Origin of the sequence: Haladaptatus sp. DYF46 (assembly GCF_021083305.1) — an archaeon.
Lineage (GTDB): Archaea > Halobacteriota > Halobacteria > Halobacteriales > Haladaptataceae > Haladaptatus.
Map to the genome: position 1 here is coordinate 302359 of NZ_JAJFAY010000003.1, position 18805 is coordinate 321163.

The 18805-nt window shown below is 60.1% G+C and carries 16 protein-coding genes; 9 read left to right on the plus strand and 7 right to left on the minus strand.

From position 1 onward, the window contains the following. Positions 1 to 64 precede the first annotated feature (64 nt). Positions 65 to 682, plus strand: a complete 618-nt coding sequence (gene rdfA, locus LJF34_RS17440; protein WP_231186578.1) for a rod-determining factor RdfA — start codon at positions 65 to 67, stop codon at positions 680 to 682. 92 nt (positions 683 to 774) lie between these two features. Here the strand turns inward: rdfA and LJF34_RS17445 are convergent, their stop codons facing one another. The 4 genes from LJF34_RS17445 to LJF34_RS17460 form a co-directional block, all read right to left on the minus strand. After that, a complete protein-coding gene (locus LJF34_RS17445; protein WP_231186579.1) occupies positions 775 to 2664 on the minus strand; it encodes an AAA domain-containing protein in 1890 nt (629 codons plus the stop codon). A gap of 18 nt (positions 2665 to 2682) precedes the next feature. Beyond that, complete coding sequence (locus tag LJF34_RS17450) at positions 2683 to 3069, minus strand: hypothetical protein (RefSeq protein ID WP_231186580.1); 387 nt, start codon at positions 3067 to 3069, stop codon at positions 2683 to 2685. Between the two features lie 311 nt (positions 3070 to 3380). Next, entirely contained in the window at positions 3381 to 3608 is a 228-nt protein-coding gene (locus tag LJF34_RS17455) for a hypothetical protein (RefSeq protein ID WP_231186581.1), read from the minus strand. 125 nt (positions 3609 to 3733) lie between these two features. Then, positions 3734 to 4360 carry a trimeric intracellular cation channel family protein gene (locus LJF34_RS17460; RefSeq protein WP_231186582.1) on the minus strand — a complete coding sequence of 209 codons (627 nt, stop codon included), beginning with the start codon at positions 4358 to 4360 and terminating at the stop codon, positions 3734 to 3736. A gap of 210 nt (positions 4361 to 4570) precedes the next feature. Here LJF34_RS17460 and LJF34_RS17465 point away from each other — a divergent pair, with 210 nt between their 5' ends. The 6 genes from LJF34_RS17465 (at position 4571) to LJF34_RS17490 (ending at position 11549) form a co-directional block, all read left to right on the plus strand. Continuing rightward, entirely contained in the window at positions 4571 to 5374 is an 804-nt protein-coding gene (locus tag LJF34_RS17465; protein WP_231186583.1) for an N-acyl homoserine lactonase family protein, read from the plus strand. A 1-nt stretch (position 5375) separates the two neighbouring features. Further along, a complete protein-coding gene (locus LJF34_RS17470; RefSeq protein WP_231186584.1) occupies positions 5376 to 6692 on the plus strand; it encodes a hydroxyacid-oxoacid transhydrogenase in 1317 nt (438 codons plus the stop codon). Between the two features lie 126 nt (positions 6693 to 6818). Then, positions 6819 to 8447: a long-chain fatty acid--CoA ligase gene (locus LJF34_RS17475; RefSeq protein WP_231186585.1), complete on the plus strand. Its 1629-nt coding sequence runs from the start codon at positions 6819 to 6821 to the stop codon at positions 8445 to 8447. Between the two features lie 40 nt (positions 8448 to 8487). Further along, the gene (locus LJF34_RS17480; RefSeq protein ID WP_231186586.1) at positions 8488 to 8925 is read left to right on the plus strand and encodes a VOC family protein; all 438 of its coding nucleotides are present in this window, start codon (positions 8488 to 8490) and stop codon (positions 8923 to 8925) included. A gap of 133 nt (positions 8926 to 9058) precedes the next feature. After that, positions 9059 to 10141 (plus strand): outer membrane lipoprotein-sorting protein, encoded by a 1083-nt coding sequence (locus tag LJF34_RS17485; protein WP_231186587.1) that lies wholly within the window; start codon positions 9059 to 9061, stop codon positions 10139 to 10141. Between the two features lie 133 nt (positions 10142 to 10274). Beyond that, complete coding sequence (locus LJF34_RS17490; RefSeq protein WP_231186588.1) at positions 10275 to 11549, plus strand: sulfite oxidase; 1275 nt, start codon at positions 10275 to 10277, stop codon at positions 11547 to 11549. Between the two features lie 98 nt (positions 11550 to 11647). On the opposite strand, the gene LJF34_RS17495 is transcribed toward LJF34_RS17490, so the two are convergent. After that, entirely contained in the window at positions 11648 to 12370 is a 723-nt protein-coding gene (locus tag LJF34_RS17495) for a M99 family carboxypeptidase catalytic domain-containing protein (RefSeq protein WP_231186589.1), read from the minus strand. Positions 12371 to 12765: 395 nt separating this feature from the next. Here LJF34_RS17495 and LJF34_RS17500 point away from each other — a divergent pair, with 395 nt between their 5' ends. Continuing rightward, positions 12766 to 13749, plus strand: coding sequence for a BtrH N-terminal domain-containing protein (locus LJF34_RS17500; protein WP_231186590.1), 984 nt, complete (start codon positions 12766 to 12768; stop codon positions 13747 to 13749). A 1252-nt stretch (positions 13750 to 15001) separates the two neighbouring features. On the opposite strand, the gene LJF34_RS17505 is transcribed toward LJF34_RS17500, so the two are convergent. Next, the gene (locus tag LJF34_RS17505) at positions 15002 to 16267 is read right to left on the minus strand and encodes an orc1/cdc6 family replication initiation protein (protein ID WP_231186591.1); all 1266 of its coding nucleotides are present in this window, start codon (positions 16265 to 16267) and stop codon (positions 15002 to 15004) included. 427 nt (positions 16268 to 16694) lie between these two features. Next, entirely contained in the window at positions 16695 to 16880 is a 186-nt protein-coding gene (locus LJF34_RS17510; RefSeq protein WP_231186592.1) for an HVO_2922 family protein, read from the minus strand. Positions 16881 to 17162: 282 nt separating this feature from the next. On the opposite strand from LJF34_RS17510, the gene LJF34_RS17515 reads away from it, so the two are divergent. Continuing rightward, a complete protein-coding gene (locus LJF34_RS17515) occupies positions 17163 to 18557 on the plus strand; it encodes a sodium:calcium antiporter (RefSeq protein ID WP_231186593.1) in 1395 nt (464 codons plus the stop codon). Positions 18558 to 18805 lie beyond the last annotated feature (248 nt).

An 18805-nucleotide genomic window follows, 5' to 3' on the forward strand; every position in this document is an offset into this window, starting at 1 on the left:
CCGTGCTGGCGGACGAGGGACCTCTCCGAAACAATCAAACCGTATAGGAGGACTACCGTACGGTATGAGCGGAAACTCGGCCACGCAGAGTAAAGTGCAACGGGTCATCGACGAGTACGAGTTGACCGGAATGGGCGACCGACTCGAAGCGGATTGGACGGGAGAGGACGGGACACAGTACAGCCTTCGTGACCTCGCCGACGTGTTCAACCGAGCCGTGCTCCGCGCGGCGCTGGAACAGGCCGGCGTATCGTCCTTGGACGGGGAGGTCGAAAACACCTACCGGTTATTGACGGACGACGCGGTGAGTCGGGGGGTACGCATCGAAACGAAGAATTCGCTCGCTCGGGAGGGGATTTCCATCGAGGAAATCGAGAAGGACTTCGTTACGCATCAGGCGATACACACCTACCTGACGAAACACCGCGGCGTCAAGTACGAGTCGGGCGAAACCGAAACCGACCAAGTGAAAAAGAGCGGCGAAACGATACAGCGGTTGCGAACGAAGACCGGTGCGGTCACGGAAACGACGCTGACGAACCTCGTCAATACGGACCGCCTCACGCTCGGGGATTTCGACGTCTTCGTGGATATCCGCGTCCTCTGTGATACGTGCGGGCAGTCGTACACGGTGGAGGACCTCCTCGAAAACGGCGGCTGTGACTGTGAGTCGTCGAACTGAGCGGTCGCGTGACTCCGGCTACCCCGTTACCACCCAGTGGACCGAGGGCGCTGCCGCGCTCGACGGCGAACATGGAACACGGAATACTCGATTCAGTTCGCGAAACGGCCCTCTCGTTCGAGTTTCGTGGCCAATTCGGCGTACAAGCGTGCGCAACTGTTCTCCGACCTCCTGTTCGGCGAGACGGACGCGAGGGTCTCCCAGTCGCCGACCAACACGAGACGCTTTCTGGCGCGGGTCAACGCGACGTTCAGGCGGCGCGGCCCCTCGTTAGGGAGTTCGAGGAATCCGGCGTTTCCGGCGTCGTTGCTCCGAACGAACGAGACGACGACCGCTTCGCGTTCACCGCCCTGAAACGAATCGACCGTATCGACGGTGACGCGGCCCGCGTTCTCGCCGGTCCGATGGAGTCGCGAGCGGATTTCGCCGACCTGCCCCCGGTACATCGAGATGACGCCGATGTCCTTCGGGGCGACGCCCGCGTCCACGAGTTTCGTCACCTCCTCGACGACCGCTCGTGCTTCGGCGGGGTTGTAAACGGAGTTGCCGCCGGACTCGCGACGCTCGTCGCCGGCGACGTCGATGGCGACGAGCGAGTCGAGGCCGTCGATTCGCCATTCACGGTTTCGCGCCGCGGTTTCCAAACTTCCGTCGTAGAACGCGGCGTTGGGGAAGTCGGCGATGGCCGAGTGCATCCGGTACTGCCGCCGGAGGAGGACCGAGATGTCGGTCCCGTATCGGTCGAGGAGGTGCTCGAACAGCGAGACGTGTAGCCGTTCGTCCTTCATCGATTCGTCGGCGCAGTACGGCGGCAGTTGCTTGTGGTCGCCCGAGAGCACGAGCTTTCGCGCACGGTCGAGGACGATGGCCGTCGCCGGGCGACTCGCCTGCGTCGCCTCGTCGACGACGGCGACGTCGAACCGGTTCGTGTCGAACTGAGCGGCACCGCTCGTCGTCGCGGCCACGATGTCCGCTTCGGCGACGGAGGCGTTCGTGTAGTGCCGCCGAACCACGTCGTTCTTCGAGTTGCGACCGACGCGGGCGACCCTGAGACCGTCCTCGGTGGGTTCTCCATCGCCGTCTTCGTCGAATTCGTTCGCCTGGCAGACGGCCGCGTGGAGCGTGTCGGGTTCCGGGTCCCCCACCGCGCTGTCGCCGACGAGGAGGTTGTCCACGGCCTGATTGGAGTGTGCCGTCACCAACACCGAATCGCCGTGTCGGACCGCGTACAGCACGTACGCCGTCAGCGTCCGCGTCTTTCCCGTTCCGGGCGGACCGTGAATACAGAGGACGTCTTCCGCGTCGTCGGCCCACTTCAGGGCCTGTTTCTGATACTCGTTCAACGCCATGTCGGCGCTGGGGACCGAGAGTCCGTCGACCTCGAACCGGGCGGGTCGATTTCCGACTATCAGGTCCCGTTTTTCCGGATTCGATTCGATTTTTCGAATCGCCTCCGTCCGCCGCTCGAACGGAACGGGGTTGAGGAGATGGGTCAGCCAGAACTCGCTTCGGTTGTCCGTGAGGAGACCCTCGACGCCGGACTGTTCGCAACTGTCGTCCGGTTTGACCGTCACCGTCGACGGGCCGACGGTGACGATTTCGACGGCGAGGGGGAAGTCGTCCGATTCCCCCATCGTATCGATGAGAAAGACGCTCTCCGGGTACATCTCCTCGTCCCGAAAGAGGTCGACGTCACCGTCGCCGTCCTCGGGCGAAATCTGAAACGAGTACGTCGGTTCCGCGGGTCGGTCGTTCGCTCCGAGCGAGACGAACGGACCGGACGCGACTCCCCGCGCTACGAGCGTCGTCAACCCCTCGTTTCGGTATCGTTCACGGTTCGCCCGCCGTTCGGTTTCCCGTTCCGATTCGACGAACTCCGTCAGTTCGTCGAAAAACGCGCGCCGTTCGTCCGCGGAGAGGTCGGACCGAGGTCTCACTTCCGATTTCGGGAGTTCGAACGCTTTCAGTTCGTCCTCCAGCACGGGGGTCAGTTCCGGATGTCAAAACCTGAGACGGTCGCTCAGCGTCGTCTTCGAGGCCGTTTCGACCGAGATGAACCGAACGGTCCCGTCGATGCCGAAACTCGTATCGTACCACCCCACCTGCGCCGAGTCAGGTCGCCAGAGGACGTACTCGTTCGTCGTCGTCGGGGTTCCTTTCCCGTGCAACGGGACGGCGTACCCGTCCCGGTTCGGCGCGCTCTCGCGGACGGTCTTCGCCCCGCGGTCGAGCGCCGCCTGCAAATCGGCGGGCGGGATGTTCCGGTCGAACCGGGAGGTCTGCATCGGTTCCCCGTCCGAGCGGAGAAGCGTCGAATCGCGTAGGTTCCACGCCTGCGACAGGTCGTTAACCGCCGTCTTCTTAGAGGGATTCGGTTCGGAGGTCATGATTTCGTGGGTCAACGGGTGGTACGTCTCGGGATTTCGGGGTTCAAGCGGTGAGGAGCGGCCGCGATACTGTCGTAGGTATCGAACATGGTCGATATAGGCCCTTCGCTTCGGGAGCGAGGAGACGACGGCGTCGAGTTGTGGGTCGTCAGTCGATGACGCGGCCGATAGTGAGAACAGTTCATCCGACCGAACGGTTGGGGTCGTTTTGGTTTTTCCAGCAAAATACGCAGATATTATTCACTTTCGGCCATTTGCGGTCATCTAATACCGGGATAGCCGAACGGTCGGGTGCACTGACGGAACGCGAATCAGGGACCGGCTTCGGTCTCCCCACCCGTTGTAGTCCGTCTATTTCTGCGGTCGATGACGACCACAGCGGCGACGACGAGAGCGAGCAGAAGGTAGAGAACTGCGGCGACATAAACGCCGATAACGTCGGCAAAGACGACGAGATACGGGATAACGAGCAGGGCGAGAATGAGTTTCTGTCGTCGCTCGATTCGGCCGAGTCGGTCGTCGAGGTCGGAATCGTCCATACGGAATCGAAACGGAAGGGAAACATGAAAATAACCCATATATAGAGTAGTTTATCAAACGAAAGAATCGAGGAGATCTCGGAGAAAGTCATCCACCGGTACCGAGCGGGGAATCGGATCCCGTATCAGTGGGGATTCGTTCGAACCGTCGGAAGCCGCCACCCGAACCGAACGGCCGCGACTCTCGTCACGAGCGTGATTCCCGCACAGCCGCCGACCGCGACGTTGGCATCACCGCCGAGGGTCAACAGACACCAGTACGCAAAGCCGCCGAGGACGGCACAGCTAGCGTAAAAGTCCCGAACCAACACGAACGGCGAACGGTCGAGGAGGATGTCCGCCATCGCGCCACCGCCGACTGCGTTGATGGTCGCAACCGCGACGACGCCGAACGGCGAGACGCCGACCCCGGATGCGACGATGGCACCGGCGGTCGTGAAGGCTGCAAGTCCGACGGCGTCGGCGGCCAGCGAAATCGGATGCCGGTCGGGTTGGCGGTAGAGGAGGGAGAGGACAATGGCGACGGAGACGCCGACCACGCCGAAGCCGATGTTCGAGAGGGTTTGCAGCGAGAGCGGAACGCGGTTGACCAACACGTCGCGGGTGGTGCCGCCGCCGAAGGCGGTGACGAGGCCGACGACCGTCACCCCGAACGGGTCGAACCCTTCGCGAATCGCCTTGCTCGCGCCGACGAGGGCGAAAGCGACCAGTCCGACGGCGTTCGCGATGGAGAAGAGTTGGTCCGAAAGCATCGGTTTAGCCGCTATTTCGGGACAGGTGTTATTACATCAGCGATTACCGTCGAACTGTTACGAGTTGTCCGACAGTTCGCCCCATATCTAAATTCCCATACACTGTCAGACAGTTGTCCTACATCATCCCTCCGCACCATTATACGTCCGTTGTCGGACATGTGTTCGACGGTAAGATACGCTCTTTTCACAAGACAATGATTATTATGCATGGTTAATGCAACCATCGACGTTATCGACCGGGGTGGACTGGAGTGTGACCTGAACTATCTCATCGAGGGAAACACGCTGGGGAGCCACGACGAACCCAACCCGGACACCGACTACATCGAGATACCGGTGTTCAACCTCGTCATCGACCATCCGGAGGGGACGATTCTCTGGGATACGGGCAACCACGAGGAGGCCCTCGACGGACACTGGCCGGAGGGGTTGAAACAGGCGTTCTATCCGCACGACGTGGGGGAACACGACCTTCGGGACGACCTCGGGGATGCGGGATACGACCTCGACGACATCGACTACGTGTTCCAGACTCACTTGCATCTCGACCACGCGGGTGGCCTGCACCACTTCGACGGAACCGACACGCCGGTGTTCGTCCACGAAGAGGAGTTGAAGTTCGCCTACTACAGCACGAAAACGGACGAGGGAAGCGCGGCGTACGTCCTCGGCGACTTCGACCACGACCTCAACTGGCAGGTCTTACATCGGGACCGAGAGACCCACTTCGAGGACGTCGAGTTCGTCCGCCTCCCCGGTCATACACCCGGTCTGACGGGGACGGTGGTTCACCTCGACGGTGCCGGAACGGTCGCGTTCGCGGGCGACGAAATCTATCAGACCGAGAACTACGACGATGAGGTTCCGCTCGGTGCCGGACTCCTCTGGAGCCACCGTCACTGGTTCGACAGCCTCCAGAAACTGAAGGAGATAGAGCGCAAACACGACGCCGAGGTCGTGTACGGCCACGACCCGGACCAGTTCGAGGAGGTTCAGGGAGGATGGCCCTGAGATGAGCTACGAACGCTCCGTCTCCGCGCCGTCCCACGAACTCTCTCCGGAAACCGTCTGGCACATCCAGATGCCTCAGATTCGGTTCGGTCGGGACGCGACGGACGAACTGGCGTTCCAGTTGCACGATTTGGGAGTGGACGAGGACGCCCACGGTCTCGTCATCACCGACGGGAACCTCGTGGACATCGGCCACGTCGAACGCGTTCAAACGCACCTCGAAGACGCCGGATTCGCCGTCGATGTCTACGACGAATCGGAGCGCGAACCGTCCATCGCGGCCATCGAGAACTGTCTCGATTTCGTCCACGACGAAAAGGGCGAAGCGGGATACGACTTCTACGTCGGCCTCGGCGGAGGGAGTTGCATGGACACCGCGAAGACGACGCGCGCGGTCATCGCCAACGGCGGCGGGCCGCTCGATTACATCGCCGAACCGACCGGCGAAGGGGAACCCCTGACGGAGTCCGGCCCGCCGCTCGTGTTGATGCCGACGACGGCCGGAACCGGAGCGGAGATATCGCCGGTCTCCATCCTCTCGGTGGAGGAAAAGGAGATAAAGGAGGGAATCTCCAGCAACCACGTCCGCGCTGACGCCGCCGTACTGGACCCGACGCTCACGACCACACTCCCGCCGGAGTTGACCGCGAAGACGGCGATGGACGCCCTCGGGCACGCCATGGAGGGTTACACGACGCACGAGTACGATTCGCTTCTGCGGCCCACCGACCCCGCCGAGCGTCCCGTGTACGCCGGGCGGACGCCGCTCACCGAGATGTTCTCCGAAAAGGCAATCGACCTGCTGTCGAACAACGTCCGCAAGGCGGTTCACAACGGGGACGATTTGGAGGCGCGCGAGAACATGTTACAGGGCGCGCTGTTCGGTGCGATTGCCGGATTGACCGCAGGAGCGAGCCTCTGTCACGCGATGGCATATCCCGTCGGAAACAAGTATCACACCTACCACGGCGAAACCATCGCGATGTTGACCCCGGCGAGCACCATCGACTACAACTCCGCGAGCGACCCGAAACGCTTCGCCTCGCTCGCCCGTCGGTTCGGCGTCGATACGACGGGGATGACTCCCGGAGAGGCCGCAGACGCCTTGAAAGGGGAGTACGTTCAGCTTCAGCGCGACCTGAACGTCCTGCCGAGCGGCCTCAACGAACTCGCGGGAATCACGGAAGACGACGTGGATTGGCTGGCGAAACAGACTGTGGAAACGCAGGCGCGGTTGCTTCGCTGTAATCCCAGACCTGTCGTCGAGGAGGACGTCCACGACATATTCGTGGACGCGCTGCACAACTGGGAGCCGTAAGACACGGGGGTTTACTGACATAGATAACCTTTTTCCTTTTTTGCGTTTCCAAAAATAACCAGTATGTAGAGAGTAGACACCATCGATAAACGCTTTTGGCGGTGTGGTCGAATGCACGGACGACGCATGAATCTCGTTCACCACGTGGCGGACGCGGCGGCCGAACGCGGCGACGCACCGGCACTCGTCTACGACGGGCAGGAGACCTCCTACGAAACGTTCTGGACGCGAGCGGGGCAGTTTGCGGCCGGACTCGCAGAGCACGGCATCGGCGTCGACGACCGAGTCGCGGTCTACCTGCCGAACCTCCCGCAGTTCGTGACGGCGTTTCACGGGACGCTCAGGGCGGGCGGCGTCGTCGTCCCGATGAACCCACAGTACAAACGGCGGGAACTGCGCCACCTCCTCGGGGACAGCGGCGCGAAAGCGGTCGTCACGCTCCCCGGCCTCGTCCAGCACGTCGATGCAGTTCGGGAGGAGACCGACGTGAACGTCGTCGTCACCGTCGACGAGAGTGAGAGTGAGAGTGAGAGTGAGAGTGAGAGTGAGAGTGAGAGTGAGAGTGAGAGGGAGAGTGAGAGGGAGGGGGACGCCGACAGTCGTTTCGAGGCGTTCCTGGCCGACGAGACGCGTCCGGTTGCCGACAGAGCGGACGAGGACATCGCCGTCCAACCGTACACCTCGGGAACGACCGGAACGCCGAAGGGAGTCCTCCTCACGCATCACAACCTCGCGTGGGACGCGGACGCCGCGACGAACCCCATCCCGGACGGTATTCGGCCGGACGATCGCCATCTCGGGGTTCTCCCGCTGTTCCACATCTACGGGATGACGGTGACGATGAACGCCACCCTGTTCGACGGCGGGAGCTACTACCCGCTCCCGACGTGGGACGCGACGGCGGCCGCGTCGCTGGTCGAGTCCGCGGGCCTCACGCTGATACACGCCGTCCCCGCGATGTACAACGACCTCGCGAATCTGCCCGACGACGCCGAGTTCGACCTGTCGTCGGTGCGGTTCGCGAACTCCGGCGGCAGCGGCCTCCCCGAGGAAGTTCGCCGTTCGTTCGAGGGACGGTTCGGCGTCGAACTGTGCGAGGGTTACGGCCTGACCGAGACGAGTCCGGTCACGCACGCGAACCACGTCGGTAATCGACGACCCGGCAGTATCGGCACGCCGCTCGACGGCATCTCCGCCCGAATCGTGGACGACGAGTTCGTCGACCGTCCCCCGGTAGAACGCGGTCCGGTCGAAGAGGGCAGCGTGGACCTCGACGAGATAACCGGCGAACTCGTCGTCGCGGGACCGAACGTGATGAAGGGGTACTACGAGCGTCCCGAGGCGAACGCGGCGGCGTTCACCGAGGCGGACGGAAAGCGCTGGTTCCACACGGGCGACATCGGCTACGCCGACGAGGACGGCTTCTTCTACGTCGTGGACCGCAAGAAGCACATGATAAACACGGCAGGCTACAACGTCTATCCGCGCGAAATCGAGGAACTCCTCTTCGAGCATCCGGCCGTCTCTGACGCCGCCGTCGTCGGGATTCCCGACGAACGACGGAACGAGACGGTCAAAGCCTTCGTCGTCCCGATACCGGACGCGGACGTGACCGAGGACGAGATTCGGGAATACTGTCTCGAACGGCTCGCGGCGTACAAACACCCGCGCGAAGTCGTGTTCGTGAAGGAGTTGCCGCGGACGACGACGGGAAAAGTGCAGAAGTTCCACCTCGAAAGTGAGCTGACGGGGTGAGGAGACCAAGACCTTTGAGGGAAGACGAGAAGGGTCCACCATGGCACAACAGACGGTACACCATCACGGAATCTCAGTCACCGACCTCGACCGTGCAATCGAGTTCTATCGGGACGTCCTCGGATTGGAACTCCTCGACCAGTACACACTCTCCGACGACGCGCTCTCGACGGCCATCGAGAGCGGAGCGATAACGGGCCACTTCGCTCAACTCGGCGGCGACACGGCACGCGTCGAACTCATCGAATACGAGAGCGAGGACGAAGGGAACGGGACCGGTACGAGTGACGACGGTCGGGACGTGTACGAAACCGGCGCGAAACATCTCGGGTTGGAGACCGACGACATCGAAGGAATCTACGCGGACTTGCCGGACGACGTGGAAACCGTCAGCGAACCGCAAACGACCGGCAGCGGAACGCGGATTTGCTTCCTGCGGGACCCGGACGGGAACGCGGTCGAACTCCTCGAACTGTAAGGCGTCCGGGGTTCGAATCCGGATTTTCGATACCCGACGGTCGTTCGAGATAGTTTCAAACCCGCGTTAATTGTTCTCACTTTTCAACTTTCGATAAAAGTTTTCATAATAAGTTGCGATAATTTTCGGGTGCATGGTATCACGAAAGTCCCTCCTGACGCTTGGTCTCCTCACGCTCGTGATCGCCGCTTCGGTTAGCGGGTATGCGAGCGTGGAGAATTCGAACCAGGTACAGGATACCTCGACACCATCCGAATCGACCATCGAACAACACGCCCTCGGCAACGACACCACGGTGAGCAGCGTCACCGGAACGGTGACCATCGAAACCGAACGGGCGAACGACACGCAGACCGTGAAAGCCGATGTTTGGCAACGACCGCCGAACCGCGTCCGGTTCGAATACACGGACGGGCCGATGGCGGGTGACGTGACGGTCTCGAACGGTTCGGACACCTGGATGTACAACGACACGCGGAACACCGCTCGCCACCTGCGCCTCGGCGGTGAGAACGCCGATATGGTGGAGAATCTCACCAACGCGTTCCAGCAGTTCTCGGACGCATTCAACGCGGAGTACCAAGGTGAAGCGACGATTTCAGACCGCGAAACGTACAAGGTGACGCTTCAGCCGAAAAACGAGTCCCTCGGACAAGTGCTGAAGAATCAGACTGTCTGGCTCGACCAGGAGAACTGGTTCCCCGTCAAGACGCAGGTAGAGACCGCGGTCGGAAACGACACGACCACGACGACGATGACGTATTCGAACCTGACGTACAACGCGTCGATTCCCGACGAGCGATTCACGTACTCGCCGCCGGAGGACGCGGAGGTCATCGACGTCGGACTCCCCGAAACGACGACGTACTCGTCGGTCGCGGACGCACAGGAAGCGGTCGATTTCACCATCCGTGAACCGACCGCCGTCCCGGACGACTACTCGCTCCAGAACGCGACGGTCATCTCATCGAACGGAAACGCCTCGGTTTCGCTGCGGTACTCGAACGGAACCGATTCGTTGGCCGTCTCACAGACGTCCGCGACGCGTCCGCCGAGTGGCGACCAATCCGTCTCCGTCGCCGGACACGCCGGCACCTACACCACCGTCGGCGAGCAGGGCCTGCTCCAGTGGTCGGACGATACCGGGAGCTATTCTGTGACCGGTTCGCTCCCCAAAGCGTCGCTCATCGACGTCGCCGAATCGATGTACTGCTGATTCGACGGCGCGCGAAGCGAGCGTCGAGACGACGCTCGCTTTTTCCCGAAGTCGCGTTCTCGGAGTCCGTCTTTTTCGATGGATATCGGATACGCCGGAACGGTTTTGCCAACGGTGGTTGTTACCGTCCGGCATGAGTGAGGGAACACGGGGTGAAGCACGACGCGGGGAAATCGAGGAGATCCTCGAACGAAAACCGGGGACGCGGGAGGCGCGCGACGAGGAGGATAGATACACGGTCGTCGGTGCGGCGAATCGGCGGACGTTCGCGGATTGGTTGACGCCGATAGAAGAACACTTCGTCTGCCACCGGAACGACGTTCCGGACGCCGACGCGGAGACGTGGGAACTCCGGGTGACGGGCGTCGATGACGAGAAATCCATCTCGATGGCGGCGCTTCGGGAGGAGTACCCGACGGTCGCCGTCGCGCACACGATGGAGTGTGCTGGCAACAACCGCGGGCAACACGACCCGGAAACGGGAAGCGTTCAGTGGGGATGGGAAGCCGTTGCGAACGCGATGTGGAGCGGAACGCCGGTCCGGGCGGTGCTCGAAGACTGTGGGGTGGACGTGAACGACGATTCGGAGCGCTGGCTCACCGCCGTCGGCGGGGACGTCCCCGCGGACGACGACGTGTACGTCAAATCGATTCCGCTGGCGAAGGCGCTCGACGATTGCGTCCTCGCCGACGAGATGAACGGACGGACCCTTCCAGTCGAACACGGCTATCCCGTCCGGCTCGTCGTCCCCGGGTGGTACGGGACGAACAGCGTCAAGTGGGTCGAAGAGCTTCGGATAACGGACACGATGGTCACCGATGCGACGTTCGCCGACGAGGAGGATGGACGAACCTACACCTACTGGCAACACGGTGCCTACCGCATCCATCCGGCCGACGCCGAACCCGACATCGAGGAGACGGTCCCGACGGCGGACACGTGGGACCAACTCGTCGGCGACGTGGAGCATCCGTACACCTTCGACGAGAACGTCATGTCGCTCATCGGGAAGCCGGACGGAGAGAACCCGGTGACGCCTGACGCGAACGGACGGGTCGAGATTCGAGGCGTGGCGTGGGCGGGGGACGACGAGGTCACGCGCGTCGAGATATCGACGGACGACGGAGAGTCGTGGCGCGACGCCGACCTGTACGGCCCGAACTACAGCGGTGCGTGGCGTCTGTTCACCCACACGTGGAAACCGAATCCTGAAGCCGAAGGCACGGTCACGCTGCTCTCGCGCGCAACCGACGAGAGGGGGCGGACACAGCCAGCCAGTATCGAGGTTCTCGACGATTGGCCGGAGATTCCCGAGGACGTCTACCCGTGGAACGAGGGCGGTTACGCGGCGAACGCCTACCGACCGAACGGCGTCGAAGTGCGGGTCTCGTCACGCCGTGACGAGTGACCGATTCGAAGGACGAAGACGAAACGGTGTCGGGCGACGTGGTTCTCTCGAACGACACGGACGTTCGGATGTACGCACGACCCGACACAGTCACGAGTTCAATTTTCGTACGTTCGGTGCATTCCTTGTCGTCCCAGTAGATGTCGAACGATGTTGAGTTCCCAGCGGCAACGCGTTTGTAGGTCCGTTCCGTATCGGGTCGATTCGACGATAAAGCCCGGTTCATCGAGGTCGGCATCGACCTTGTGGACCAGTAGCGGACGGGTTCCGTCGATCAGGTTGCCGCACTTGAACCGATAGAAGTCGGGAAACGACTCGTCGAGATGGAACTCATTCATATACCCTTTCGTGTTGACCGCGTCCTGAGCAGCGCCCGAAGCGGTCGTCGGATAGATAGCCTGTCCGACGCCATCCGGCCCGACATCTTCCCGATAGATACCTTTCGAACTGTGAAGATTGATCACGACATCCGGGTCGTACGATGCGATAACGCCCCAAATCGCCCGTGCGAGCGGCGTCGTTGGCGTCTCCCCCGGTGGGAACTTCCGATTGAGGTTTCCATTATCGTTGGAGTAGGTTCCGCGCCGAATCGCGACCGGATTCGCCCGTGGAATCGTGATCAGCGTCCCCTGATCTATCGACCACGTTTTGATATCCTCGGCCGCTTCGTAACCGGCGGGTTCGTTGCCCTGTATACCGCCCACCACGACGGCCGTCGGTCCCGATTCCTGCGTATCGGTCACGTACACATCGGTTTCGTCCGGCGTATCCTCGCGGATGGTATATTTGGTCCGAATCGCAGCGGTGCTCTTGCCTTGCATCGTGAGAAAAGCGGAAGTAGTAACTGCGGCACCGGTGAAGCGTAGAAACGAACGCCGTGTTCGATTGAATACTGCCCCTGCTCTGCCATCGTTATTTTGCATCGAATCGTGGATTGTAGACAACACCACTTAATTGTATAGTGTTTAGGCATAGAAGTTATTATTTCTCTATAGGACCGAATCTATTAGCTGTATTGATAAATATTGTAGATTCCGTGGGCAGTACGGGGTCGAGACGGGACGGAATGGCAATTTCCAGTCACTTCTGCAGTGGCGGGGAGGCGACAGGGAGAGCTACCATCGAAGTCCTCGATGGTTGGTCCGAATGGAAAGAATACGTCGATTCGCGGGACGGAGACGGTCACTACTTTACACCACGTGTCCATCGCTTAACCATGCAACTCTCCGAGTATACCCACGCCCCGGGGGCACACTGTGGCTCCGCGTCGCTTCGAAACCTCTCGGACTACTACGATTGGGGCTTCGACGAATCCCTCTGCTTCGGACTCGGCGCGGGACTCGGGTTCGGCTACTACGATCGCGGTCCGGCCAGTCGCCTCATCATGGGTCGCAACGGGCAGTTGGAGACGGGGTTCTTCGAGATGCTCGGCATCGACTACGAGGAATCGAGCGGGGAATCGTGGGAGACGGCGTGGCGTTCCGTCGAGAGCGCACTCGCGGACGACGTTCCGGCGATGTTGTTCGTGGACCTCTACTACCTCGATTACTTCGGAACGGACACTCACTTCGGTCCCCACATCCTCCTCTGTGTCGGAGTCGACGGCGACGACGTGCTCCTCTCCGACAGCGAGTTCGACACGATACAGCGACTGCCCCGTTCCCACCTCCGAGACGCATGGGATTCGGATTACGGGTTCGGCCCGCTCGACAACCGATGGCTCGTCGTCACCGACCCGACGATAGAGAGCGGCCGCACGATGGCTGCACGGAAAGCGGTTCGTCGGACGGCGGAGTTCATGCTCTCGTCGGAGGAAGGCGGGTGGCAATCGCAGGGCGTCGACGGAATTCAGCGGTTCGCCGAAGACCTTCCGACGTGGACCGAATTGGACGACGCGAGTTGGTGTGCCCGCTTTGCCTATCAGAACATCGAACGGCGGGGCACCGGCGGCGGTGCGTTCCGCCGGTTGTACGCCGACTTTCTCGACCGGGTCGGGACGGATCTGGGACTCGACGTCGAGGTTTCCGAGCGGTTCCACGCCGTTGCGGACGAGTGGACCGAACTCGGAGACACGCTCAAACGGGCGAGCGAGACGGACGGAGCGGAGCAGCGGCGACTGTTCGAGGTGGCGAGCGAGCAGGCGACGACGCTCGCGGACCGCGAGAAACGTCTCTTCATCGAACTTCGAGCGGATCTGTAAGCGTCTTCGGTCCGGTGAAGGGTGGGACGTCAGACGCTGTTCGCCTTTTCTATCCGCCGGCGAGTGAGTTCGAGTCTGTCGGTGGCGATACGTTCGACCGACACCGATACCCGGTCGATACATCCCAGTTCGTCGAAAATCGAGGTGAGGGGAGAAGTGTCGGATGTGATATGTACTTATGTGCACACACACCCCTCGTCCAGAGTGTAACGGTTGGAGGGGGTGGGGGGAGAGATGGGCGGGGGGAAGGAAAGCAAAGAAAGGGAGATAAGGAATAGTAACAGGGAGCAAGGATAGCAGCAATACGGGAGAACGATACGGGAGAACAATACGGGAGAACGATACGGGAGAACAATACGGGAGAACAATACGGGAGAACAATACGGGAGAACAATACGGGAGAACAATACGGGAGAACGATACGAGACAGCAATAGGGGACAGCAATAGGGAGAGTGATAGGGGAGAGAGAATAGGAACAGAGGAGAAACAGAGGAGAAACAAAAGGGATCAGGGTTGGAACGCGAGAAGATCATCGGATACGTCGTTTCGACTGGAACGAAGTCGAAGACGAATAGCAATCCGTCTTTCTATTACTGAATTTAGCTTAATGGACTTTTCGTATTGTATTGTATTATGTATACCGGTTTATCTCATAAAATACGCGCGAAATAAAATCGCGCGGAATAAACGACAACAAATTACCATTATCACACTCTCATCGTCACGTCATCTCAGCCGTTTCCTATTCAGTACATCAGTGAATGACTCGACCGATCTATAGCTTCGATACTATCGTTCGAGATCCCTTTCTATGAACCGTTCAGCACCGTTTTGACTCCTTTTTCGTTCATTTCATCCTCACCCGTCTCTGCCCCGTCCTACTCCATCTCGCCCTACCCCACCTTACCCCAACCCCATCCCCACCCCACCCCTTCCCCCGTTACACTCTGGACGAGGGGTGTGTGTCCTCTCCCCCTCTTCCCTTTACCGCTCAAAATACGTCTCCAAATGAAACGGTCCTTCTCCACTCTTCGAAGAAACATTCCTTCAATATGCCTATTATAGATACCTTCGACATCTCCGCACGAATACCTCCCTTTCGTCGCTATTACACTCTGGACGAGGGGTGTCCGCCGTACGTCTGACGATTGTTCGCCACGCTAGCTTCATTCAGCTGTCTCTCCGTTCATCTTCCCGTGCGAGTATGAGCACTCCTTCGATCGGAAGCGTCGGAGTTCGAGGCGGGCCGTCTACTCGTCGACTCCGTCGAATCGACTGTCGCGGAGGACGGATTTGAGGACGATATCGGTATCCTGCACGAGTCGATGTTCGAGATAGCTTCCCTGCCCGCGACCACCGCCGGTCCGGGTCGATTCTACGACGCCGAGAAACGCCTGTTCTTTGAGCAGTTCGTACACTCGATGCTCGCTCAACACGTTCGCCTCTAACTCCTTGCAAATCCGTTGATACCGGCTGAAAATCTCGCTCGTCGAAAACTCCGACCCCCGATTTTCCTTCGTCAGAAGTGCGAGCGCGTAGAGGATGAACTTCACCTGCGTCGTCGACCCGCGGAGCAACTCCTCGAAACGGTCCACCTCCGCCCATTCCTGTGCATCGCGGATGTGTTCCTCGGTGACGAGTTCGTCGCCCTGTCGTTCCGCGAGTTCCCCCGCGTGACGGAGGATTTCGATCGCCTTGCGAGCGTCACCGTGTTCCTGTGCGGCGAACGCCGCCGTCAACGGAATCACGTCCCCGGTCAGGACGCCTTCCTTGAACGCGTCGCGCCGATGTTCCATGATGTCCCGTAGTTGATTCGCATCGTACGGTTGGAACACGAACTCCTCCTCGCGAAGGCTGCTTTTCACCCGCTCGTTCAATCGATCTCGATATTCGATTTTGTTGCTGATGGCGACGATTCCCAGATGACAGTCGGCTTTTCCCGACTCGCGCGCACGTGACAGTTGCATCAGCACGTCATCCGATTCGAGGCGGTCAACCTCGTCGAGGATGATGATGACAGCGTCGTAACAGCGGTCGAGAACCTCCCACAGATAGTCGTAGTACTCGCCGCTTCCGATACCGGTCCGTGGGATGGAAATCCCCGTTTCGTCGCGGTTCAGCGTTCGCGTGATGGACCGCGCGACGCGCGTGTGGGTATTGTGCTGTGCACAGTCCACGTAGACGGTTCCGACGGCGACCTTCTGCGCTCTTGCGGCCTGTCGCGCTCGCTCGGTGACGTGCCGTGTGACGAGCGACTTTCCGGTTCCGGTTTTGCCGTAAATCATGACGTTGTTCGGCGGATCGGACCTGACGATAGGTCGGAGTTCGGCCGCGACGGACTCGATTTCGGTGTCCCGACCCACGATGCGCGTGCTCTGTGGCACGTGACCGACCTTCAGCAACTCCTTTCGTTCGAACACCTGCGTCGCGGTGTCATCGTCCACGTTGAACAGGGGGTCGCTCGCCGGGTCGTCCGTGGTATCGAAATCGGAGAGACGAGGAGGCTCATCGGACATACGACAGCCAGCGTGCGCGTGGTATAAATAATTACGCCTTCCACACACACAACGTGTAGAGTGTATATCCGTAGAATTCAAAGGCAAATAGACGTAAGTCGCCAGTATAACATCCCTATCACCTCTACCCGATAAAGAGTGAAAGACGCAAGGAAACAGAAGGAAACTGACGGAGGAAACAGAAGGAAACAGACGAAAGGGAATAGACGGAGGAGAATAAATCGGTCAAGCACCTTCTCGCCGGATCTCTTTCGCACTCCTCCGTACATGACGGCGATGGTTAGCGGACACGAGGTGTTGTGAACTTGAACGGTTGGACACCCCTCGTCCAGAGTGTAACGACGGTTCGATGTGACGGTTTTGAGTGGACATTACATACGAACAATGTGTACGAAACCAACCGTTTCTGTCTCGCCGCTCTCCTTCGTTACTTTTCGACGATACGTGCGTTGGATGCATTGTTCTTGACGCTCTCGATGCCCCGCTTTGCGCCTTGCTTCGACGAATAGCCCTCGCCGCTGTCCGCGATGATGTTACGGTTCGCGACGACGAGCCGCCAGCGCCACTCTCCGGCGTTATCCTCGTACAGTTCGAATTGGGGTTCGCTCGGCATGTCTCGCCTTACGTCCGACCGGTAATTAAAAAGGGGTGTCTCATCCGCCATCCGTGAATGGCGATCATATCAAAAATATGTCCACAAACTAAAACGTACGCTGACAATACCTCTTGCTATCGCTATACCTGCCGACATAGCCCATGAGAGATGCTCTATCCGCAAAATCGACCCTTTGGCTCTTTTCACCCCTACAATCGACATACAGGGTTTCTATCCCGTGAAAACAGCACTATCGGGTTTATCTTGTGTTTTTTGACATAGGACCGAATTACAGATATCATGAAGAAACGACCACTACTTGCGATCAGTGCAGTCTTCGCTCTCACACTTCCATGGCTCGTCGTGGGGGGATTCGATCCGCTGTCCGACCCGCCGGCCCTTCTCATCGTTGGGATGACCGGTCTCGCCATCGTCGGCGCTTCGTTCATGCTCGCGTGGGGTGCCGAAACTGCCGAGAAAGACGTTCCCCGCGGCTTCGCGATAGCGATTTTGGCGATTCTGGCCGTCGCACCGGAGTACGCCGTCGACGCCTACTACGCGTGGAACGCGGGCGCGAACGGAGCGACGGCGCAGGTCTGCCAGCAACTGTCGGCAAAAGCCATCGCCAGCGGGGACCCAGGAACGCTCGCGCGGGCCTGTCACGACGCCAATCTCGCCGTCGCGAACATGACCGGTGCGAACCGAATTCTCATCGGGCTCGGCTGGTCCGGAATCGCCCTCTACACGATATACCGGGCGAAACGGTCAAAGGATTCTTCCGTCGCGCAGCGCTCCGGCTTCCTCGCCGACGCCGTCAAAATCGATCGGAACATCGCCCTCGAAATCACGTTCCTGCTCGTCGCGACGGTGTATGCGTTCTTCATTCCGCTCGGAAACGGTATCGGTATCGCGGACACGCTGTTCCTCGTCGGCCTGTACGTCCTCTACGTCGGCGTCATCATCCGCGGCGAGGTCGAAGAGGAGACCGCCCACGGCGGCGTTCCCGGCTATCTCCAGTCGTTCTCGAAGGGGTCGCGTGTCGCTATCGTCCTTGGTCTCTTCGCTTACTCCGGCTACATGATTTTCGAGGCCGTCCACCCGTTCGCCCACAGTTTGGAGACGCTCGGGACGTCGTTCGGTATCCCCGAGTTCTTCATGATTCAGTGGATCGCCCCGTTGGCCTCCGAGTCGCCCGAACTGATCGTCGTCCTCTATCTGGTGAACAAGGCACGTTCGACGGCGGGATTCAACGCGCTCATCTCCTCGAAGCTCAACCAGTGGACGCTCCTCATCGGCACCCTTGCCGTCGTCTACAGCATCGCTTCGGGAAGCATCGGAACGCTCTCGTTCGACCAGAAACAGGCCGCGGAAATCTGGATCACCGCCGCACAGAGTTTCTTCGCGCTCGGCGTCCTCGTGAACTTCGAAATCGACGTTCGCGAAGCGCTCACGCTCCTCGTCCTGTTCGTCTCGCAGGTCGTCTCGGAGTTCATCGTGCTTCAAACCGTTTCGGAACCGGCCGCTGCTTCGATCAGTCTGACGCTGCTGTACGCCTACACTGCTGTCTACGTCCTTCTCGGTGTGTGGCTGTTCGTCCGTCGCCGGGAAAACGTCCGATTCCTCGTTCGACGGACCGCGTCCTCCGTTCGCGGAGCGGTCGGTAAAAACAGTGACGAGTCGGAACACACGTATTAACGGCCGATACTCCGCGAATCGACCGATCGGCGAGACCGCGGAAAACCGCCGATCCCCCATCTTTAATCAGCGAGGGAATCCCGGCCTTTAGGCCGGGCGGGAATCGCGTAAACTACACTACACAGTCCACCGCTAATCGGCAGAACTGGATTCCATACGTTCGTCAATACAGCCTCTAACAAGGCTTGATAGGTTGATGTGATTTTCATCAATCCACTCGTCTTGGTCTTCTCGAATCGTTATCTGCT